The sequence below is a fragment of the Sphingobacterium alkalisoli genome (assembly GCF_005049105.1).
GTDB classification, from domain to species: Bacteria; Bacteroidota; Bacteroidia; order Sphingobacteriales; family Sphingobacteriaceae; genus Sphingobacterium; species Sphingobacterium alkalisoli.
The window spans coordinates 501400-523434 of sequence record NZ_SUKA01000002.1; the positions used below are offsets into that span (position 1 = coordinate 501400).

The 22035-nt window shown below is 39.2% G+C and carries 20 protein-coding genes and 1 tRNA gene; 9 read left to right on the top strand and 12 right to left on the bottom strand.

The features are described 5' to 3' along the window. Positions 1-5: 5 nt before the first annotated feature. Entirely contained in the window at positions 6-701 is a 696-nt protein-coding gene (locus tag FAZ19_RS07805; RefSeq protein WP_136820156.1) for a response regulator transcription factor, read from the top strand. A gap of 140 nt (positions 702-841) precedes the next feature. After that, the gene (locus FAZ19_RS07810; protein WP_136820157.1) at positions 842-1078 is read left to right on the top strand and encodes a hypothetical protein; all 237 of its coding nucleotides are present in this window, start codon (positions 842-844) and stop codon (positions 1076-1078) included. 61 nt (positions 1079-1139) lie between these two features. On the opposite strand, the gene FAZ19_RS07815 is transcribed toward FAZ19_RS07810, so the two are convergent. After that, positions 1140-1493 carry an Hpt domain-containing protein gene (locus FAZ19_RS07815; RefSeq protein WP_136820158.1) on the bottom strand — a complete coding sequence of 118 codons (354 nt, stop codon included), beginning with the start codon at positions 1491-1493 and terminating at the stop codon, positions 1140-1142. Beyond that, on the bottom strand, positions 1490-1972 hold the full coding sequence (gene folK, locus FAZ19_RS07820; protein WP_136820159.1) for a 2-amino-4-hydroxy-6-hydroxymethyldihydropteridine diphosphokinase: 483 nt from the start codon (positions 1970-1972) through the stop codon (positions 1490-1492). Before folK ends, FAZ19_RS07815 begins: the two co-directional genes overlap by 4 nt. An 84-nt stretch (positions 1973-2056) precedes the next feature. Here folK and sppA point away from each other — a divergent pair, with 84 nt between their 5' ends. Together sppA and FAZ19_RS07830 are read left to right on the top strand one after the other, a co-directional pair. Further along, the gene (gene sppA / locus FAZ19_RS07825) at positions 2057-3820 is read left to right on the top strand and encodes a signal peptide peptidase SppA (RefSeq protein WP_136820160.1); all 1764 of its coding nucleotides are present in this window, start codon (positions 2057-2059) and stop codon (positions 3818-3820) included. Between the two features lie 106 nt (positions 3821-3926). Beyond that, entirely contained in the window at positions 3927-5117 is a 1191-nt protein-coding gene (locus FAZ19_RS07830; protein ID WP_136820161.1) for a phosphoglycerate kinase, read from the top strand. Between the two features lie 129 nt (positions 5118-5246). Here the strand turns inward: FAZ19_RS07830 and FAZ19_RS07835 are convergent, their stop codons facing one another. Further along, positions 5247-5426, bottom strand: a complete 180-nt coding sequence (locus FAZ19_RS07835) for a spore protein (RefSeq protein WP_136820162.1) — start codon at positions 5424-5426, stop codon at positions 5247-5249. Positions 5427-5461: 35 nt separating this feature from the next. After that, positions 5462-5532 (bottom strand) — tRNA-Cys (locus FAZ19_RS07840). A gap of 289 nt (positions 5533-5821) precedes the next feature. Here FAZ19_RS07840 and FAZ19_RS07845 point away from each other — a divergent pair. Beyond that, the gene (locus FAZ19_RS07845; protein ID WP_136820163.1) at positions 5822-6448 is read left to right on the top strand and encodes a porin family protein; all 627 of its coding nucleotides are present in this window, start codon (positions 5822-5824) and stop codon (positions 6446-6448) included. 128 nt (positions 6449-6576) lie between these two features. Then, positions 6577-7458, top strand: coding sequence for a lipoyl synthase (lipA, locus tag FAZ19_RS07850; protein WP_136820164.1), 882 nt, complete (start codon positions 6577-6579; stop codon positions 7456-7458). A gap of 77 nt (positions 7459-7535) precedes the next feature. On the opposite strand, the gene FAZ19_RS07855 is transcribed toward lipA, so the two are convergent. The 4 genes from FAZ19_RS07855 to FAZ19_RS07870 all read right to left on the bottom strand — a co-directional run bounded on the left by FAZ19_RS07855 (position 7536) and on the right by FAZ19_RS07870 (position 11629). Next, a complete protein-coding gene (locus FAZ19_RS07855; protein WP_136820165.1) occupies positions 7536-9179 on the bottom strand; it encodes an amidohydrolase in 1644 nt (547 codons plus the stop codon). A gap of 138 nt (positions 9180-9317) precedes the next feature. After that, positions 9318-9872, bottom strand: coding sequence for a NifU family protein (locus FAZ19_RS07860; protein WP_136820166.1), 555 nt, complete (start codon positions 9870-9872; stop codon positions 9318-9320). A gap of 66 nt (positions 9873-9938) precedes the next feature. Beyond that, the gene (purB, locus tag FAZ19_RS07865) at positions 9939-11288 is read right to left on the bottom strand and encodes an adenylosuccinate lyase (RefSeq protein ID WP_136820167.1); all 1350 of its coding nucleotides are present in this window, start codon (positions 11286-11288) and stop codon (positions 9939-9941) included. 128 nt (positions 11289-11416) lie between these two features. Further along, entirely contained in the window at positions 11417-11629 is a 213-nt protein-coding gene (locus FAZ19_RS07870; protein WP_136820168.1) for a hypothetical protein, read from the bottom strand. A 233-nt stretch (positions 11630-11862) separates the two neighbouring features. Between FAZ19_RS07870 and FAZ19_RS07875 the strand changes: the two genes are divergently transcribed. From FAZ19_RS07875 to FAZ19_RS07885, 3 genes are all read left to right on the top strand, one after another. Beyond that, a complete protein-coding gene (locus tag FAZ19_RS07875; protein WP_136820169.1) occupies positions 11863-13215 on the top strand; it encodes an acyl-CoA dehydrogenase family protein in 1353 nt (450 codons plus the stop codon). A 272-nt stretch (positions 13216-13487) separates the two neighbouring features. Further along, positions 13488-15110 (top strand): glycoside hydrolase family 43 protein, encoded by a 1623-nt coding sequence (locus tag FAZ19_RS07880; protein ID WP_136820170.1) that lies wholly within the window; start codon positions 13488-13490, stop codon positions 15108-15110. A gap of 101 nt (positions 15111-15211) precedes the next feature. After that, positions 15212-16156, top strand: coding sequence for a pectinesterase family protein (locus tag FAZ19_RS07885; RefSeq protein ID WP_229707388.1), 945 nt, complete (start codon positions 15212-15214; stop codon positions 16154-16156). A gap of 58 nt (positions 16157-16214) precedes the next feature. Here the strand turns inward: FAZ19_RS07885 and yidC are convergent, their stop codons facing one another. The 4 genes from yidC to FAZ19_RS07905 all read right to left on the bottom strand — a co-directional run bounded on the left by yidC (position 16215) and on the right by FAZ19_RS07905 (position 21997). After that, complete coding sequence (gene yidC, locus FAZ19_RS07890; RefSeq protein WP_136820171.1) at positions 16215-18011, bottom strand: membrane protein insertase YidC; 1797 nt, start codon at positions 18009-18011, stop codon at positions 16215-16217. A gap of 44 nt (positions 18012-18055) precedes the next feature. Next, a complete protein-coding gene (locus FAZ19_RS07895) occupies positions 18056-19660 on the bottom strand; it encodes a CTP synthase (protein WP_136820172.1) in 1605 nt (534 codons plus the stop codon). A 164-nt stretch (positions 19661-19824) separates the two neighbouring features. Next, entirely contained in the window at positions 19825-20901 is a 1077-nt protein-coding gene (locus FAZ19_RS07900; RefSeq protein ID WP_136820173.1) for a family 10 glycosylhydrolase, read from the bottom strand. Further along, complete coding sequence (locus FAZ19_RS07905) at positions 20894-21997, bottom strand: carbohydrate-binding family 9-like protein (protein WP_136820174.1); 1104 nt, start codon at positions 21995-21997, stop codon at positions 20894-20896. Before FAZ19_RS07905 ends, FAZ19_RS07900 begins: the two co-directional genes overlap by 8 nt. Between the last annotated feature and the right edge of the window lie 38 nt (positions 21998-22035).

Below are 22035 nucleotides of genomic sequence, written 5' to 3' on the forward strand. Positions count from 1 at the left end.
AACGTATGATAGATATATTATTAATAGAGGACGAACCTGATTTGGGAACACTCTTGACACGATATCTGCAGAATAAGGGTTTTCAGGTTTCGTGGAAGCAAACAGTAGAAAGTGCCCTTCAGGAATTTGCTGCGGCCTCATACCGTTTGGTAATTATTGATATTCAGCTTCCGGATGGGGATGGTTTTTCCTTAGCGCAGCGGATAAAAGCAGATGTTCCACTTCAACCCATGTTCTTTTTAACGGCGGTAGGTGGCAAGGAGAATAGAAAGAAGGGATTGGAAATGGGGGCATTTGACTATATCGAAAAACCGTTTGAGATGGATGAGCTGATGCTTAAGATTGTGAATGTTATCCGTTTTTCGACGGTAACGGGCACGACAACACAAACGAAGCATAATATATACATAGGGACGATTTTGATGGATGGGAAGCGATTGTTGCTAACGTATCCTAATGGGGAGAAAAAGAGTATGACCCTGCGCGAGACACAAATTATCCTATATTTATTGGAGCGTAAAAATGAGCTGGTCCCAAAGAAGGATCTCTTGCTACAGTTTTGGGGTAATACCGATTATTTTAATGGAAAAAGTCTAGAGGTGTTTATCTCGAGAATAAGAAAGCTGCTTAGTGCGGATCCGACGATCGGAATTGAAAGTATTTATGGTGCAGGCTATATCTTGAATGTAGGAACTAGCTAACTGTTCGGCTGTTCGGAAATGGATTTGGAAAGGATGCCCCATGGATAGAAGGAGATGCTTGCCGCAAGGATGTATTTTCTTGAACGATTCCGTTTTATTTTTGTTAATTAGCTAGTAGATAACTAAGCTAATGAAGAAATATGGATTTCAATAGAAAATTTCAGCACAATGTAGATGGAAGAACAATTACATTCGATGTGACCTACGATCCGAAGACTCACTTTTTTACGGTACTTGAATCGGGACTACAGGAAGGATATCTTCTTAAATTTGATATGAATACCCGTGAATGGCGTACAGAAAATGGACCGCAATCGCAAATTCCGGTCGGCGAACTCGCTATTTTAGTACAAAAGAGCTTCGGCCATTTTGTATAATTTGACGGAAGCTCTTCATCCTTTATAATGGACCTTCGGTATTTTAGATTGCGTTTCGTAATTATGGCAAACTCTCTAAATAGGATTGTAGCTCAGTCATTAAAAGATCAAACTGCTTGCCAATTGTGGTAAACGTATCTTCTAGTTCTTCTACGAGAACATCGGACTTTGCCAATGTTTCTAGCTCTTGAAAATTGATTCGCATCTCGGAAGCGCCGATGTATTCCATAGTGGGTTTTATATGGTGTGCGTAGTGTGCGATGTCTACCTTGTTTTTTTTCGACACGGCTTGCGTCAGTTTTTCAAAATCAAGGGGGGTATGAAGAAGATAGAGTTCCAAAAATTGCTTAATCATTTCCACATTGTTCATCATAGCGGATTGTATAATCTCTGGTTTTATGATTTGATATATCATTTTATTTTGATAACCTGTAACGGATCGATGCAAAGACGCAACAATTCTTCATTCGTGTGTTTTAATAGGGGGTGTACTTCCTGGGGCGCAATCTCTACCAAAGGCACCATCGTGAACTTACGTAAATGCAAATAAGGATGAGGAATTTTTAAAAAGGGCTCGTTGAGAACTTCTGAATTATAATAAAGTATATCAATATCAATAATACGTGCACCCCATTTTTCTTTTCTGACACGACCTAATGTATCTTCCACATTTTGGCAGATAGCGAGTGTTTCATGTGGATCGAAGCGGGTAAGTAAACTGATAACCTTATTGAGAAATTTTGGTTGTTCTTCTACACCCCATGCTTCTGATTCATATACTGCGGATTCGGATTGTAGGACCCCTACGTTTTCTACCAATAGTTTTTGTGCTAATTCGAGTTGTTTTAAAGGAGATCCTAGATTGGCCCCTAATAGAAGGAATACGACGTTCATAGAATATTGTTTGATTATATATCGCTAAATGCTGCAAAATTCAAATATATTTCTTTAATTTATAGGATTAAAATATTTTTTTAAATGGATTTTGTAAAACACATATTTGCCACCATAATTGGTGTGCTCGTGACCTTTGTAATTATTTTCGTTGTTTTTCTGGTATTTATTGGGGCGTTGGTACAACAGTCGACTTCCCAATCGGCTGCGATAGTGCCGGATAATTCGGTGTTGTACATGAGCTTGGATCATGAAATAGTGGAAAAAACCGAATCTAACCCATTCGGTGATCTGAATATCCCAGGCTATGGAGCGTCTAAATCTATTGGGCTCAACGATATACTGAAACGGATTCAGGCGGCAAAGGAAGATGATAATATTAAAGGGATATATCTTAATCCTTCTACGATCAATGTAGGGTTTGCAAGCCTGAAAGAAATACGCGATGCGTTGGTTGATTTTAAGACGTCAAAGAAATTTATCGTAGCTTATAGCGAGATGTATTCACAAAAGGCGTATTACCTGGCTTCGGTAGCGGATAAAATTTATGTCAACCCGGAAGGGGCAATAGATTTCAGAGGGTTGAGTTCATCTGTCGTATTTATGAAAGACGCGCTGGATAAATTGGGGGTGGAGATGCAGGTTGTAAAAGTAGGTACGTATAAATCTGCGGTAGAACCGTTTTTGCTGAACGAAATGAGTTCAGCTAATCGTGAACAGGTAACTTCATACCTAAACAGTATTTATGCTTCTTTTTTGACAGACATAGCTGAGGGAAGAAAGATTTCGACAGATTCTTTGGATCGTATCGCTGATGCGTTTTTAGTGCGTAATGCAGAAGATGCCGTGAAGTATAAGTTTGTTGATGCAAAACTATATAAAGATGAATTACTAGATGAAATTAAAGACCGTTTGAAGGTTGAAAAAGATAAGGATATTTCGGCGGTGTCCCTGTTGACTTATTCGCCAAAGGAAAAAGAAAATAGTTCCAAAAACAAAATAGCGGTATTATATGCGTATGGAAATATCGTGGACGGGGAAGGTACTACTGGGGATATAGGGGGCGATAAATTGTCTAGACAATTGCGTAAATTAAGAAAGGACGATGATATTAAGGCCGTAGTATTGCGGGTAAATTCACCTGGAGGGTCGGCATTGGCTTCAGATATTATTTGGAGAGAGGTGGAACTAACCCGGAAAGTAAAACCTGTGATGGTTTCTATGGGAGATTATGCTGCCTCAGGGGGGTATTATATAGCAGCCGCGGCGGATTCTATTTTTGCCGAGAAGGGGACACTCACAGGCTCTATAGGCGTATTTGGTATGATCCCAAATTTTAAAGGTTTACTAAATGATAAGCTAGGTATACATATAGATGAAGTGTCGACTGGTAAATTTTCAAACTTAATGTCTGATATGGACAGACCGATGACAGCTGAAGAAAGATCAATCGTACAGTTGGAGGTGGATCGTATATATAATACTTTTATGAAACGGGTAGCCGACGGACGGAAGATTTCGGTACAGCGCGTAGACAGCATTGGTCAAGGAAGGGTGTGGACGGGAAATCAGGCGTTGGAATTGGGACTGGTAGATAAGATCGGCAATGTGCAGCGGGCGGTGCAGGCTGCTGCGTACAAAGCTAAATTGGCGGATTACGCCATTGTTGAACTTCCAGAAAAAGAGGATCCATTTAGCAGTATCCTTTCAACCTCGAAGGAAAAAATAAAAACATGGTTGTTTGCCGAAGAACTTGGCGATTATCAAAAATATATATATGATATTCGAAATGCGTTGCAGCATACTGGTATGCAGGCAAGGATACCCTATACAATAGAAATATATTAATCTTTTTTATATATTTAGGGTTTCAATTAATTTGAAACAAGAGATAATAAAGAAGGATCACATTAAAGACAATAGAGCTGTAAGCTCATGAAACAATTATATGTATATGAAAACAATAGATAGTTTGAACTTCTCTGGAAAAAAGGCCTTAATTCGTGTGGACTTTAATGTTCCTTTGGATGATAATTTTAATATCACGGATGATAACCGTATTCAAGGTGCGTTACCGACGATAAAGAAAGTGTTGAATGATGGTGGGTCAGTCATTTTGATGTCGCACCTGGGACGTCCGAAAGATGGGCCTACGGATAAATATTCTTTAAAGCACATCGTGTCCTACCTCTCTGAGGTGATCGGCGTGGATGTGAAATTTGCTGATGATTGTATTGGACAGGAAGCGACTGACAAGGCCGGAAACTTGAGGTCAGGTGAGGTTTTGCTATTGGAAAATCTTCGTTTTTATAAAGAGGAAGAAAAAGGAGATAAAGATTTTGCGGAGAAATTAGCTCAATTGGGTGATGTATATGTAAATGATGCATTTGGAACTGCGCATAGAGCACATGCATCTACTGCGGTAATTGCTCAATTTTTTCCTGAGGCGAAGTATTTTGGCTATTTGATGGCTGCGGAAATTAATAATGCAGAGAAAGTGCTTAATGATCCTCAGCGTCCGTTTACAGCTATTATGGGCGGAGCAAAAGTGTCTGATAAATTAGAATTAATTGAAGCTTTGCTAGATAAAGTAGATAACTTGATTATAGGTGGCGGCATGGCTTACACCTTTATAAAAGCGAAAGGTGGGGAGATCGGAAAGTCATTGGTGGAGCTGGATAAATTAGATCTTGCAAATGAGTTGGTAAAAAAGGCAGAACAAAAAGGTGTTAATTTGGTGCTCCCTACCGATGCGCAGATCGCAGATCGCTTTGCGAATGATGCTGAAGTATACGACGGGCCTAATGATCAGATTCCTGCGGATAGACAGGGCTTGGATATTGGAACTGAATCAGGTGCTCATTTTGCAGAGGTAATCAGCGCATCTAATACCATATTATGGAACGGGCCAATGGGGGTGTTTGAATTTGATACTTTCGCGAAAGGAACACGTGCCGTGGCGGATGCGATCGTAGCAGCGACGGAACGGGGTGCTTTTTCGTTAATAGGGGGAGGAGATTCTGCAGCTGCGGTCTCTAAATTTGGAATGACAGAACATGTGAGTTACGTGAGTACCGGTGGCGGAGCATTGTTGGAATACATGGAAGGTAAGGCCTTGCCGGGTGTGAAAGCTATTAAAGGCTAAACCACTCTAACTCTAATCGGTTAAAATTAATAGGTAGCTTGTCGGCTACCTATTAATTTTAACTGATGTTAATAGACAAAAAAAAGAGACCTATTTAAATAGATCTCTTTTTTATATTGTTTTATTAGCTTATTTCGCTTCAGAAGCTAATTTATCTAATACAGCGTTGTTTTTAACAATTTGACTGTGCTTAGGCATTTTCGAACGACTTCCCAATTCGATATTACGACCTAGACTTAGAAACTGAACTTCAACACGTGAAACTGTTTTGTTTCTTCTATCTTTTCTCTTTAAACGTGTAACTCCCATTTTATTTAATATTTTTTTTGTACAAAATCTAAACGAGGTCGGAAGCGGATTCGAACCGCTGTACGAGGTTTTGCAGACCTCTGCCTAGCCACTCGGCCATCCGACCTTTTCCCTTCGTGGGCATGCAAAAGTAACGCTTAATTTTTTAAATGACAAGTATTAATTGGAAATTATTTGGGTTTTTGATATATCTAAAGATTGGGGACTTTTGTTTAACTTGAGGAATGTGAATTACCGCCGCCGTTAGTTTTTCATTTCTTCTTTTAATTTGCTTATTATCAGTTTTTTATTTCGATGATTGGGCTTTTTGAAGTTTTTGGTCTAATACTTGATATAAAGTACTTGTCTTACGTAGTGTAAGTAGAAAACAGTTTTAAAATTTAAAAAGAATTATTATGAAAAAATTATTACTTTCTTTTGGTGCAGTAGTATTGTTAGCTGCAGGGGCACAAGCTCAAGTAAGTTACGGTTTAAAAGCTGGTGTGAACTTAGGTAAATACAGTAATTTAGGAGATGATCAAAAGAATAATACGTCGTTTCACGTTACGGGTTTTGCTGATCTTCCAGTAGCAACGAATTTTTCTATTCAACCAGGTGTATCGTTGCAGGGAAAAGGTACTAAATATTATGAGAATTATGAAGGTATGGCAGAAGCGGAGTTTGCTCGTAACGTGATGTCTGTGGAAATCCCTGTTAATGCGGTGTATTGGATTCCTGCGGGATCTGGCAGTGTTTTCCTCGGAGCTGGACCTTATATTGGGTTTAACGTCAGTGGAAAAGATAAGTTAAAAGGGAATTTAGGAGACTATGCCGGCGAGACAGACTGGGATTTAGAATTTTCAGGAGATGATAAAGATATGAATGTGATTGATGCTGGTGCAAATTTTATGGCCGGTTATAAATTAGCAAATGGTTTTTTACTGAACGCTGGTTATAATCTTGGTCTTACTCAACTTGCTCCTAACGCTGATGAAACAGTGTCCAACAGGGTTTGGTCATTCGGAGTCGGTTTCCAATTCTAGTTTGAGAATTTAGATGTTATATGAAGCCTCTTGCTTATGCAAGGGGCTTTATGCATTTTATGGAATTATGATAATGGATTAACAATAATTCTAGTAGAGTATATACGAATTATCGTTAACTTTGTAGCATGATAGAACTACCTGTAATACCTGTTACTGAAACGCAGCGAAAACCAGATTGGTTACGTGTTAAATTACCGGTCGGTAAAGAGTACCGCCATGTTCGTAGTTTGGTAGACGAGCATAAATTGCATACGATATGTGAAAGTGGTAATTGTCCTAATATGGGAGAGTGTTGGGGTGCAGGTACAGCTACTTTTATGATACTCGGTAATATATGTACACGCTCTTGTTCTTTCTGTGCTGTAGCAACGGGTAGGCCACTGGCTGTAGATATGGATGAGCCAAATCGCGTTGCCCAATCTGTTAAATTGATGCAGGTAAAACATTGTGTAATTACTTCTGTAGATCGCGATGACTTAAAAGATGGTGGATCTACGATATGGGCTGAAACAATTAACACGATTCGTCGCGAAAGTCCGGAAACGACTCTTGAAACACTAATTCCTGATTTTAAAGGACAATGGGATAATTTGGACCGTGTATTAGCGGTACGTCCGGAAGTGGTGTCACATAATCTAGAAACTGTACGTCGATTGACCCGTGAAGTGCGTATTCAGGCTAAATACGATCGTTCATTAGAATGTTTGCGTCGGATCTCTGAGGCGGGTCTGCGCACCAAATCGGGAATCATGCTGGGACTAGGTGAAACGGAAGAGGATGTGATCGAAGCAATGCAAGATTTGTATGATGTAGGTGTACATATCCTTACGTTGGGACAATATCTGCAGCCAACAAAGGCACATCATCCGGTGTTGGACTGGATCTCGCCAGCTCAATTTGATAAATACAAGCAGATCGGTCTCGACATGGGATTCAAATATGTTGAATCAGGACCTCTCGTACGCTCGTCTTACCATGCTGAAAAACATTTGTTCGACATGCAGTAGTTGGAAGGCAATGATGGAAATAGGTCTGCTCCGCCTTAAAAATATATGAAAGCCTCTGATATGCAGAGGCTTTTATTTTACCTTAAAAATACTGTCTCTCCGGCAATCACTGTTCTTTTCGTTTTGACATCTCTTAGTCGATTATCTGGTAATGTCATAATATCATCTTCCAAAATCACGAAATCTGCATCTTTACCTTTTTCAATGGATCCTCTTTTTTGTTCCTGAAAACATGAAAATGCCGCCCAGATTGTCATACCGCGCAAGGCTTCTTCGCGTGTAAGGGAGTTTTCCATTTGAAAACCTCCATGGGGAAAGCCGGTTTTATCCACCCGCGCAACAGCTGCATGAAAGCCGTATAAAGGATTAAAGTGTTCTACGGGGAAGTCACTTCCTAATGCAACAAGACCGTATTGCTGTAGTAATTGTTTGTAGGCATACGCTCCTTTGATGCGTTCAGTTCCCAAACGTTCTTCTGCCCAATACATATCCGATGTAGCATGAGTTGGTTGGATAGAGGGGATGATATAAAATTCGCTGAACTTTTTGAAATCTTCAGGAGCAATTACTTGGGCATGCTCAATCCGCCACCTCCGGCTTTTTCCATCCTTCAAATGCCTGCCATATGCATCGAGAATCAGCCGGTTAGCAGAATCGCCAATCGCATGCGTATTTACCTGAAAGGGACTGTTGGCCAATAGCTGAATTGTTTGGTCAAATTCGGCAGGACTGCGAAGTAAGAAGCCGTTTGAAGGATGATCATGATAATGTTCTAGGAGGCAGGCGCCGCGCGAGCCTAAAGCGCCGTCCGCCATTAGTTTTACTGATTTAATGCTCAGACGCTCAGAATCATATATGCCCTTTCGGATATAATTTTCGATATCATTAGGTTTGGCCAATATCATCGCATAATCTCGAATTTTTAAAGAATCCTGCGAATAGAATTTTGTTAGTATTTCTAGTTGATCCGGATCAAGGCCCGCATCGACAATAGTGGTGAGGCCCACAGAAAATAAAGAGTCTTGTGCGCGACGTAAGCTCTTTAATAAGTCGATTTCCGCCGCTTCTGGAATATATATGGACACGAGTGAAGTGGCATTGTCGATTAGTATGCCTGCTGGCTGACCTATACTATCTGCGATAACCAATCCGCCCTCTACCATCGCTGTACTATCTAATCTCGCTATCTCTAATGCTTTGGAATTTACCCAAGCGGCATGGTAATCGATTCGGGAGAGATAGATGGGAATATCCGGAAAATACTTATCGAGGCTATCCTTAGTAGGAAATGTTTTTTCAGGCCACAGGTTTTGATCCCAACCTGCACCCACAATCCATTTTTTTTCTGGGTTTGAAAGGCGGTAGGTCTTTAATCTCTTAATAACTTCCGCGACGGAAGTAGCGCCGGTTAGGTCAGCCTGATCAAGCAGTTCTGAAAACATAAAAAAATGGGCGTGCGCATCATAAAAGCCCGGGTAAATTGGATTTCCTTTTGCGTCGATTGTTTCCTTTGCTTTATATCGTTGAAGTATCGATTCCGAAGTGCCTATATCTATAAAAATCCCATTTTTTACGGCAAATGCTTCTGCAGTGGTAAAAGTCGAATCAACAGTATAAATTTTGGCGTTAAAAACAATAAGATCAACTTGTGTATTCGTAGTACAGCTTGAAAGAAAAGCTATAAAGAGCAGAATTGGAAAAATGCGATTGATAAAAGCCATTATAAAATCATAATTTGTTCAAGTTAAGAAATATTTTTCTGATCTACACACATACGGAGTCGCATTAAAATAGGTATATTAGAAACACAAGCGGGTCGAAAATTTTCGACCCGCTTGTGTTTCTAATATACCTATATGCTATAATGCCTCAGCTACAACTTCTTCCACTTCCGGTACCATTCTTTTCAACAGGCCTTCAATGCCAGCTTTAAGGGTAATGGTAGAAGAAGGACATCCGCTGCAAGAACCTCTCAACTCTACTGTTACGGTGCCGTTTTCAAATGATTTATAGGCTATCGCCCCTCCATCCTGTTCTACCGCAGGGCGAACATAGTCGTGCAGTACTTGCTGTATTTTCACCTCCGTTTCCGTGCCTTCAAACGATACGTTCTCATCAGAAACGACTTCCTGAACTTTCAGTTCGGACTCTACGGCTCCTTTTACAAAGTCTTTTAAAAGAGCTTCAATATCTTCCCATTCCGCTTCGTCACTCTTAGTGATTGTTACAAAATTGCTTGCAAAAAATACCCCATTAACAAAATTGAATTTGAACAACTCTTTGGCAAAAGGAGACGAGAGTGCTTTCTCTCTATCTGGATAATCCGCGCTACCATTGATAAGAAGCTTATTTACCAAGAATTTCATGGTAGAAGGATTGGGTGTTGATTCTGTATATACGTTAATTGTAGCCATTTTCTTAAATTTAATGTTCAAAGATAGCAGATATGCCACTCACACACGTCATTCTTTCGTCAAAGCTTAGAAAGAAACGCCTGTATAATTGGCCGGAGATATTGCTTTGATTTCTTTTTTTATATCCTCTGAAACATTGAGTCCATCTACAAATATGGCTATGGTTTCCTTGGTGATGTGTGAATTTGTACGGGTTAGGTCTTTTAATGTCTCATATGGTTTAGGGTATCCCTCTCTACGCAAAATGGTCTGGATTGCTTCTGCTACCACTGCCCAGTTATTTTCTAGATCCTTTGCTAGAGCAGATTCATTTAGAATTAATTTACGAAGACCTCTTAATGTTGATTTTATAGCAATCAATGTATGGGCAAATGGAACACCAATATTACGCAATACGGTCGAATCTGTAAGGTCGCGTTGTAAACGTGAAATCGGCAGCTTTGCTGATAAATGCTCAAATATTGCATTTGCCAATCCCAAGTTTCCTTCGGCATTTTCGAAGTCGATTGGATTTACCTTGTGTGGCATAGCCGAAGAGCCGACCTGTCCTGCAGTTATTTTTTGCTTGAAATATTCCATCGAAATATACGTCCATATATCCCGACAGAGATCAATGATAATGTTGTTAATACGCTTCAAGGCATCGCAACTTGCAGCAAAATTATCGTAATGTTCAATTTGGGTAGTTGTCTGTGAACGACTCAAGCCAAGTAAATCATTGACAAATCTATTTCCAAAATCTACCCAATCGTTTGCAGGATAAGCGACTTGATGCGCATTAAAGTTACCTGTAGCACCGCCAAATTTTGCAGAATGCGGTATCTGGGCCAATAATTCTAATTGCTTCTCGATACGTTCTACGAATACCTGGATTTCTTTTCCTAATCGCGTAGGAGACGCTGGTTGTCCATGGGTGCGGGCCAACATCGGAATCTCTTTCCATTCGGCAGCAAAGCCTTTAAGTTGTAGTAGCAGTTCATTGATAGCAGGTGTATAACTATTTTGTATCGCTTCTTTCCATGAATACGGGATGGCCGTGTTATTAATATCCTGCGATGTTAATCCAAAATGTATAAATTCGAGTGAATCATGTAATCCTAACTTTTCGAATTGGTCTTTTAAGAAATACTCCACCGCTTTGACATCATGATTGGTTACTTTTTCTGTGTCTTTAATCCACTCCGCATCTGTTAATGAAAAATTCTGATAAATATTCCTTAATTTCTCATTTAATGATCCGTCAAAATGAGCAAGTTGTGGAATGCCTGAGGCTGTAAGGGCAATAAAATATTCTACTTCTACAAGTACACGGTATTTTATTAGGGCAAATTCTGAAAAATAAGCGGATAATTCTTTTGTGCTATTATGGTATCGTCCGTCTACTGGAGTAACGGCTGTTAATGAAGATAATGTCATGTCGTACGTAATTTGTCCAAAAATAAGAAAACCTACTGCGATAAGCAAAAAAGCAGATATTAAAAAACAAAAAAGCCTGTGTTCATGAACACAGGCTTTTTATGGAGTATTTTAAACTCTTGTTCGGATTATTGAACGTTATTCAATGAATCAGCGATTGAATCACCAGTTGAACGTACTGAATCAGCAACGTTTTCTAATGAATCAGCAACGTTTTCAGTAGTGTTTTCTACTTCGTTTGCTAATGAATCAGTAGTAGCGTCAGTTTTAGTTTCTGCACCACCACATGATACTACTGTTAAAGCTAATGCTAAAAATCCGAATGCGAATAAATTTTTCATCTTTTAATTTTCTATTTAATTGAAACAAATGTTGTTTTATATCCTTTAATACCGGAATTCCAAAAAGGTAACCCGAAAAATAACTCTTTTTTTATTTATTTTTAAAACACTGAATAACAGTTGTTTAAAAAAATATAAGATTATTCTGCCGCAAATATAAGATAGTTTTATTGATTTGAAACAATAAAAAACTAAATTGATAAAAAAATGTTTTCACTTTATAAGTCATAGTTATGATAGGTAAGATTAGAAATATTGTAAAACTCATGAAATCGATTGATTTTGAGCAGCTTAGTAAGATTTCACAAAAAGTAGACCTGGGAACGGTGTTAAACGCTGTGTCCAAAATGGATGAAAAGCAACTGCAGATGGCAATGAAAATGCTTACTGGTGGAAGTAACAGGAAAAAGGAGCTTCCCCCGATTAACGCGGATTTCTACGGTATGGAATATAAGCTATCTGCAGAAGATCAGGCTTTACTGCTGAGAATCCGCACGTTTCTCGAAACTGAAATAAAACCTTTGGTAAATAATTATTGGTTGCACGACGAGTTTCCCTTTGAAATTATTCCAAAATTGGCTGCGCTGAATATATGTGGTTACACTTATGAAGGATATGGTTGTGCCGGTGGCAAATCTCTGATGGACGGAATAATAGCGGCGGAGTTTGGACGGATAGATCCTTCTATTGCTACTTTTTTAGGCGTGCAAAGCGGTCTGGCCATGGGATCCATTTATACCTGTGGCTCTGAAGAACAAAAGGATGAATGGCTGCCGCAAATGCAACAGTTTAAAAAGATTGGTGCTTTCGGACTTACGGAGCCTGAGGTGGGATCGGGTGCGGCGGGAGGGTTGACGACTACCTGTCGGCAAACGGCTGAAGGATGGGTACTAAATGGGCAAAAAAAATGGATTGGAAATGCGACCTTTTCTGATATTACTATAATATGGGCTAGGGATTTAGCAGATGGAGAAGTTAAAGGATTTATCGTGAGGAAAGAAAATCCCGGATTCCATGTGGAAAAGATCAAAGGTAAAATGGCCTTGCGAATCGTACAAAATGGATTAATCACATTGACGGACTGCGTTGTACCTGAACATGATCGTTTGCCGCATGCAAATTCTTTCAAAGATACGGCTAAAGTGTTGCAGATGACACGAGCCGGCGTCGCATGGATGGCAGTGGGCTGCGCGCGCGGGGCCTATGAAAACGCACTCGAGTATACGCTGAAAAGAAAACAGTTTGGTAAACCTATTGCTTCATTCCAACTGATCCAGAATCACCTGGTAGAGATGTTATCCAATTTAACGTCAATGCAGACATTAGTATTTAGATTGTCCGAGCTACAGGATGAGGACAAGCTCCGTGATGAGCATGCTTCGCTGGCTAAAGTCTTTTGTACTTTGCGGACACGTGATATTGTTTCCAGAGCAAGAGAGGTAATGGGAGGGAATGGTATATTATTAGAATATAATGTTGCCCGTTTTCTGGCTGATGCGGAAGCTATTTATTCGTACGAAGGAACTAAAGAAATAAATTCATTGATTGTAGGTCGTAGTATTACTGGTTTTAGCGCTTTTGTTTAACGTGCTGCTACAAGGCCCATGCTGAAGGACTGTTTGTGCATGGCCAATACATAAAAGAAATAGAAAGTTGTAGAAATGGGACGGTATAGTGGTTTGGGATGAATGCCGAAATCAGAAAAATGTGTTACGATTTTTTTTGAAGCCATACGGAAGGGTGTGGCTTTTTTATGTTTAAAATGGTAACGATTGCGTAAAATACTGTTGTAAAATAAAACGGAATACATTAGGTTTGTTATGCAACCGATAGCGTTGAATTGTAAACCAATTTTGTCATGAAGATAAATTTATTATTAAGTTCCATTTTCCTACTTGTAACCGGTACTGTGTTTTCGCAAAACTATGTTTCATCGGTATGGTCCCCTGATTTGGGCAACGGCAAGTATAAAAATCCAATCATAGATGCTGACTATTCGGATCCCGATGTGACTCGAGTCGGCGATGATTATTACATGATTTCTTCTAGTTTTAATCATACTCCCGGTTTACCGGTACTGCATTCCAAGGATATGATCAATTGGAAGATTATTGGCCATGCTTTGCAAAGACAAGTGCCGGAAGGTGTATTCAATAAGGTACAGCATGGTAATGGGGTATGGGCTCCGGCGATACGTTTTCATAAAGGCGAATTTTATATTTATTATCCAGATCCGGACTATGGTATATATATGACGAGGACTAAAGATCCGGCTGGAGCCTGGTCGGATCCGATTCTGGTGTTTGAAGGGAAAGGCCTGATTGATCCCTGTCCTTTTTGGGATGACGACGGTAAAAATTACCTTGCTTTTGCGTATGCTGGAAGCCGAGCAGGTCTTAAAAGTGTACTAGCTATAGCGAAGTTAAACGAGATGGGTGATAAGGTATTGGACAGGGGGGTGATTGTGTACGATGGACATGTGATCGATCCGACGATTGAAGGTCCTAAAATACATAAGAGAAATGGATACTATTATTTATTTGCGCCGTCTGGTGGTGTTGCTACAGGATGGCAACTGGTATTACGATCTAAGCATGTATACGGGCCTTATGAGCGAAAAGTCGTTATGGAGCAAGGAAATACTGCCATCAATGGGCCACATCAAGGTGCATGGGTGGATACTCCCTCAGGGGAAGACTGGTTTTTCCATTTTCAAGATAAAGAGGCTATGGGTAGAGTCGTGCATCTACAGCCCATGAAATGGATCAACGACTGGCCGGTAATAGGAGAGGATAAAGATGGTGACGGCACAGGAAATCCTGTTTTGGAATACAAAAAGCCGAATGTAGGGAAGAGCTATCCAATCGTTAACCCAATGGAGTCAGATGAATTTGAAACTTCCCTGTTGGGATTACAATGGCAATGGCAAGCGAATCCTGATGGTACATGGTTGATTCCTAGCCACAATGGGCATCTAAGGCTTTATACACAGGAGATTCCTGCTGATTTTAAAAATATGCTGGATGTACCCAATATATTAACACAGAAAATGCCTGCCGAGAACTTTAAGGCTACTACTAAGATTAGATTAGTGGCCAATGAGAAGGATTTAAAGGAAAAGGCGGGATTTATAGTGGTAGGAGAGGATTATAGCCAATTATATATTGCAGGGACTGCTGACCAATACGCTCTTTTTCAAGGTATATGTAAGAGAGGTTTGAGCGGAAAGACGGAAGAGGTGAGTCAAGTTGCTGCTATAGATTCGGATTTCATCTACCTACAGGTAAGGGTAACAGATGGTACAAATTGCAATTGGTACTATAGCTTAGATAATGAAGAGTTTAAGAAAGTAGGGGAAACGTTCTCGGCAAAACCCGGTAAATGGATCGGTGCTACATTGGGATTGTATGCGACGCGCGAGCAAACTATAAATGATTCGGGCTTTGCCGAAGTGGATTGGTTTCGGATAGAAAAATTGTAGCGTAGCATTATTGAGGGTTTCCTTGATATGAAATATAAATATTGGAATACATGATTATGATTAAAATACGAAGTTTGTCAGTTTTTTTTCTGATAAGTTATGTGAGTTTAGCATTTGCATCAACAGATCAGATAGTGGTCGATCAAACAGGTAATGGAGATTTTAAAACAGTGCAGGAAGCCATTAATGCTGTCCGCTCTTTTCGTGAAGAACCAATTAAAATATGGATTAAAGAGGGGACCTATAAAGAAAAGATTGTGATCCCGTCGCATCTACGCCATATTATTCTGGAAGGGGAGAGCCGGACGAATACTATAATCACGTTTGATGATTATTCTGGTAAGGTCAGATCTGCTCCGGATGAATGTGGATTAACGAAATTTGGAACATTTAATTCATACAGTTTTCTTGTGTTGGCCAATGATGTAACGATCAAAAATATGACGATCGTCAATTCTTCTGGGCCGGTAGGGCAGGCTGTTGCACTTCATGTCGAGGCGGATCGTGTTTCGGTTATCAATTGTACGATTTTGGGAAATCAGGATACATTGTACCTTGGAAAAGATCGACACCGGAATTATTTCTATCGATGTAAAATAGCGGGTACAACAGATTTTATTTTTGGCTCCAGTACTGCTTTTTTTGAGGAGTGTGAAATCGAAAGTCTGCGCAACTCGTATATTACTGCAGCATCAACTACGAAAGAAAGTGCTTACGGTTTTATATTTTATAAATGTCGATTAACGGCTGTAGGGGTAGACGTGAATAAAGTCTATCTTGGAAGACCTTGGAGACCCCATGCAAAAACAGTATTTATAGATTGTTTTATGGGTGAACATATTGTTCCCGCAGGTTGGGATCCGTGGACAGGAGATAAGATGTTCCCGGATAAAGTACCGACGGTCTACTATGCAGAACTTGGATCTGTAGGGCCTGGAGGAAATGATTTGTCGAAAAGGGTTACTTGGTCGTATCAATTGCCACAGTCAGAACAAGATCATTATGCTATCCCTAAGGTTTTCGGTGACTGGTTACCTCAAAAGTAATTGAGGATATATCATAAAAAGAAAGAGGCTCAAAAGCCTCTTTCTTTTTATGATAATTTTACTTATTTACCTTTTTTTGTTGATTAGCTTGTTGCTGCCTCATCATATCTTCCATCCGCTGTTGAAATGATGATTTCTTTTGAACTTTCGGATTCTTCTTATTAGTTTCTAATTTCGCCAAGATTTTATCATCATCAATGAAAGACCGAATGATAACTTGTGTCAGGAAAGTAAACACCGCTCCTAAGAAGTAGTAGTAGTTCAATCCAGATGGAAAACTGTTTAACATGAAGAAGAATAGCAACGGCATGATATAACCAATATATTTCATTTGGGCATTGGCAGCTGCTCCTGAAGTGGCATTGTTGTACCAAGTAGTTAATAATGTTGTCAATGTCATCAATATACACATTAGGGAGATGTGATTGACTCCAAAAATCGGCGAAAATGTAATTGGCGCATCGTAGGTTGACAAATCTTTCATCCATAAGAAGCTTTCACCTCTCAATTCAAAGAGATTAGGAAAGAAAAAGAAGAATGCTAATGTAAATGGCATCTGAAGAAGCATTGGCAGACAACCTCCAAGCGGATTCACACCGGCTTGCTTGTAGAGTTTCATTTGCTCTTGCTGTAAAAGCATGGGATTATCATCGCCTACTTTTTCTTTAATTTCATCAAGTTGCGGTTTAAGAACACGCATTTTGGCCATCGAAAGATAAGATTTATACGTAAGCGGAAACATCAAACCTTTTAGTAGCAATGTTAGAATTAAGATGACAATACCATAACTCATCTTAAATCCGTCTAGAAAGTCAAAAAGAGGGACTGTCAGAAACCTATTGATCCATGACATAGGTCCCCATCCCATATTGATAATATGCTGGTAATCGTTTCCTTCGGCTTTTAACGTTTTATACTGGTTGGGACCAAAGAAGAAATTTAAATCATATTGGTTATTTCCCTGTGTGTTGAACGGTAAATCAACCGAAGTTCTGTATGTTTTTACCACGGTATCAGCAGTGTTAAACGTTACATTCAATTCCGTATTTTCAAAGGATTGCGCTGATGAGAGAATAGCAGAGAAGAAATGTTGTTTGAATGCTACCCATTCTACTTTTTCTTCTATTTTTTCCTCATCGTCTCCAGATTCGGAAAGATGGTCTACTGAACCTTCGGAATCCTTATAGAAGATTGTTGATTTTTCTCTCTCCGATTTTACATTCAGTTCCTTTTGTAGAAGGGAAGCTTCCCAGTTTAATGTAATCGATTTTTGCTTGATATCAACTAAATTTTGAATCCCTACAGCATTAATCTGAAGTCCTACATTGTATGCATCTGGTTGTAAGGTGTAAGTGTAGTCAATATATTGATTCTCGTTGTAATTCAAACGAAGAGTTACGGCATTCGAGGATGGATTGCTTATCGTAAAGTATAAATCATTTGTATTGATGTTCTCTCCATCAGCTTTAAAGATAAATCCAAACTTATTATTTTCGCCTTCTAAGATATATAATGGGGTGTCGTCATAGTTTGTCTCATTTTTAAGCTGTACAGATTTTACCTTACCACCTTTTGTGGAAATTTCTGCTACCAGTAATTCATTTTCTAATTTAACAAGTTGCTCTTGTCCAACTTTTGTTGCACCAAAAGGCTTTTTTAGTGCGATAGAGTCTACTGCTGCGACGTTGACAGTACGGGTAGTATCTACAACGACGTTACCTTCCCTTACATTTTTTAGTGAATCTTGTAAGACTTGTTCTTGATTGATTTCCTGTTCTGAAGGTTTCATTAAATAAAATGAACCCGCAAAAATTGCGAAAATAAGTACTAATCCTATGATATTATTTCTATCCATTTACTGCTTTTTATTTCTAGTATCTTTTTATTATTTACTACGTTCTACTTTTTGTTAGCCAAACATGCGGCTACAAAGTTAACAAAAAGTGGGTGAGGGGTTGCTACTGTCGATTTTAATTCGGGGTGAAATTGACCAGCTACAAAAAACGGATGATCTTTTAGCTCTACTATTTCGACTAGTCCGGTTTCTGGGTTGATACCAGAAGCTATCATTCCTGCTTTTTCATAGTCTTTTAAATAATCATTATTGAATTCATAACGATGACGGTGTCTTTCTGAAATTTTTGATTTTCCGTAAATACCGAATGCTTTAGTTCCTTTTTTAATTTCACAATCATAAGCTCCTAATCGCATGGTGCCACCCATATTTTTGATGTTTTTTTGTTCTTCCATCAAATTAATTACAGGGTTAGTCGTTTTATCGTTCATTTCAAAGCTGTTAGCGTCTTTAAGGCCTAATACATTTCGGCCAAACTCAATAACAGCACACTGCATGCCTAGGCAGATGCCAAAGAACGGAATTTTGTTTTTACGTACGAATTCAATAGTTGATAATTTGCCAACTAATCCACGTTCTCCAAATCCGGGAGCTACCAATACCCCGTCTAAATTCCTTAGCTTATCTGCTACGTTGTCATCATTAATACTTTCTGCGGCGATATAGCGTACTTTCACTTTGGTCTCATTGGCGGAGCCAGCGTGTATAAAGGCTTCTGCAATCGATTTATAGGCGTCTGGAAGTTCAACATACTTGCCAACTAAAGCGATATTAACTTCATTTGTTGGGTTTTTTAATCTTCCTAGAAAGTTTTTCCAGTTTTCTAAATTAGGTTCGTTCTTTGTTGATAATTTGAGTTTAGATAATACTGTTTTATCTAATTGCTCTTTTAACATGAGTAGCGGAACATCATAGATTGTGCTTGCATCAATTGATTCTACTACAGCATTGATATTTACATTACAAAATAATGCGAGTTTTTTACGAATCTCCGGGGTTAATTTATGTTCAGTACGGCATACTAATATATCTGGTTGCACACCATATTCCAATAAAGTTTTGACAGAATGCTGGGTAGGTTTGGTTTTCAATTCGCCGGCAGCAGCTAAATAAGGGACTAAGGTCAAGTGAATAACTAATGAGTCATTGTTACCTAATTCCCACCGCAACTGGCGTACTGCTTCTATAAAAGGAAGTGATTCAATATCGCCTACTGTTCCTCCAAGCTCGGTGATTACAATGTCATATTCGCCGGTTTGGCCCAACAGCTGCATACGGCGCTTGATTTCATCTGTAATATGTGGTATGACTTGAACTGTCTTTCCTAAGTAAGCACCTTCTCGTTCTTTTTCGATGACATGTTTATAGATACGACCTGTCGTAACGTTATTTGCCTGGGAAGTAGGTACATTCAAAAAACGTTCGTAGTGTCCTAAGTCAAGATCGGTTTCTGCACCATCTTCAGTTACATAACATTCCCCATGCTCGTAGGGATTTAATGTTCCTGGATCAATGTTGATGTAAGGGTCGAATTTTTGAATGGTTACTTTAAAACCCCGCGCCTGTAGAAGTTTGGCTAGGGATGCAGCAATAATGCCTTTCCCTAACGACGAGGTTACGCCGCCCGTAACAAAGATATATTTAGTCATAGCAATTATGGATTTTTAACTAATGTTTGGAACTCTAGAGCTCCAAACATCTGCCTCATGTACGGGATACAAAGGTAAGTATTTTTTTGACATTTTTTGAATCTAATCAATATTGTTGTCAATTTAGTGGGTCTTATTATTGATGTATCATTTCTTAAATTCTTTTAACGGAAAGATTTCAACACCTCTAATATTGCCGGTGTAAAGTCTGTTTCACCAAATAGCGAGATACCTGCAGCACCGTTTTTCTTTGAAAGGGATATAGCTTGTCTTATTTCTTCTGCTGCTTTGAAATCAGGTAGATAAAGTCCGGCATAAAGGGGGAACTTCCCATTTAATGCCTCTACTCCTTCATTCACGGCAGTACCAATCCAACTGACAGGTTCACTATAAAATCCATGGTATATCATTGGAAATACGCCTGACAGTTTCCAGTTGGTCCAATCTTGTCTTACAATTCGTTTTGCAAGGTCTGGCGTAGGAAATACCGCAGCAGTCAGGGGCTTGTCGTATTTTTTTGCTACATCAGCAATGCGATTGACGATTTTATTGATCTGCTTGTACCGAAACGAGCGCCACGAGGGGCTTTGGTCGGGACGCTCTACCTTGTCAATGTCAATACCTGTTTCTTTTAAAAAAGTAGCTTTACTGTATTTGCTGTAGCAAAAATCATAATCAGCTAGTTCAGCAGATTGATCAAGGTTGTAGTTTTTCCATAAGTTAACAGGTAATACAACATCTGGATATCGAATGTAGTCGAGATGTAAACCATCCACGTCTTCTTTTTCAAGTTGTTCTCTGGATTTTTCTTCTAAATATTTCGGAACATCTGGATGCGATGGACAGAGAAATCTATAATAGTCTACATATGGGGGCGCTGTGGCGCAGGATTTCCCTGATCTACTGACGGCATAATATTCGGGATGCTGTGCAAGAAGATCTTTTTCTCCTCTATTCATTGTCCACATCCAGCGATGGGTTTCTAATCCGATTTCTTTTGCAATTTGAAAATGTTTTTTATTGTAATCCTCAAAGAAAAGTCCTCTAACACCCACATCCCGATAAGACTGGTATCTGTTTTTTAACACGGTTTCTGAGTCTTTTTGATCGGGGCGTACCCACATCCAATAGTCAAATAAAAGTCCATTGCTTTGTGAATTAGCTAGACTTGCTAGCGGTTGAAGTTGCAGCGCTGCTATGCCTGCAAATGTTGCTTTTAGAAAATCTCTTCTTTTATTCATAACTGATGTTGTAATTGCCGTGACTATCTAACGAAAATGTATGTGGTGTTGCTGGATCTTTGATTATTATATGGAAAAATGTTTGATCGTCATTGGTTAAAAAGGTAAGGGGGGTACTCTTTAGATCATTTTCTAAAAATAATCTGTATCCTTCTAATGTTGCAATGTCTACCGAAAAGCGTCCGTTCTTTTGTCGGTGTAACTGCTGTAAATAAAATATATTCCACGCTATTTTTTGATTGGCATGGGTAATGTAGTCATCTTGTTTTTTGTCTTCTTCCATAAACTGGAGATAGCCCCACCGCTCTGGATAGTGCATGTTAATTACTCCTATAGGTGACCACACCCAATTGTCTTCTGAGATAGGTTTGCCGTTTTCGTGTTTTTTACGACTATATTTTCCGTTTATGTATTCGTATTGCCATTGGACTCTGGAAAAATTGATTCGCCATAAGCTATTTACCTTGGGTGTAGTAGGGCGTCCAAATGTATTTAAAGATGTAAATGGAATAGCTATTTCGACAGACCAATAGCTGTCCTTATCTGACGGATTGTTGAGTGTGCCCTCGATATGTACGGCTGATTTTAGATTTTTCACGTCCCAACTCATGATAGCTTCTCCTCCAAAACGATATGGTTTGGGCATCATTAGATCCATAACAGTATTAAGGGGATTGATTTCTATTTCATAGTAAAAGGGATGTTGCTCAAACGGCTTAATAAATATTTCGAAATCATTATTATGATAGATTATGGCATCATGTGTCGTGATGTCGCCCCAGATATGTGGGTCTTCAAGCTCTGCATAGATGTACAGAAATTCATTGTCCCAAAGCATCTTTGTAGCGGTTTTATACATCGGTTTTAATTGGTGCGCCCCTTCTATATCCATAAAATCCGATGTCCAGGGAGCTTTTTTCCAGACGACTTCGTCAGCTTTCCCATCTATTGAAATGCGCTCGTCTGTTTTAAAAACCTGATATTTTAAGGGCAACGATTGCATCGTTGCAATTTCATCTATAGATGACTGTGCTACTCCTGTAGGTGCATTCAGGCTTAAGCACACAATGAAAATCAGAATTTGGTAGCTGTTCATAAATGGTTGAAGATAGCTATAAAATGATTTAGCAAGTA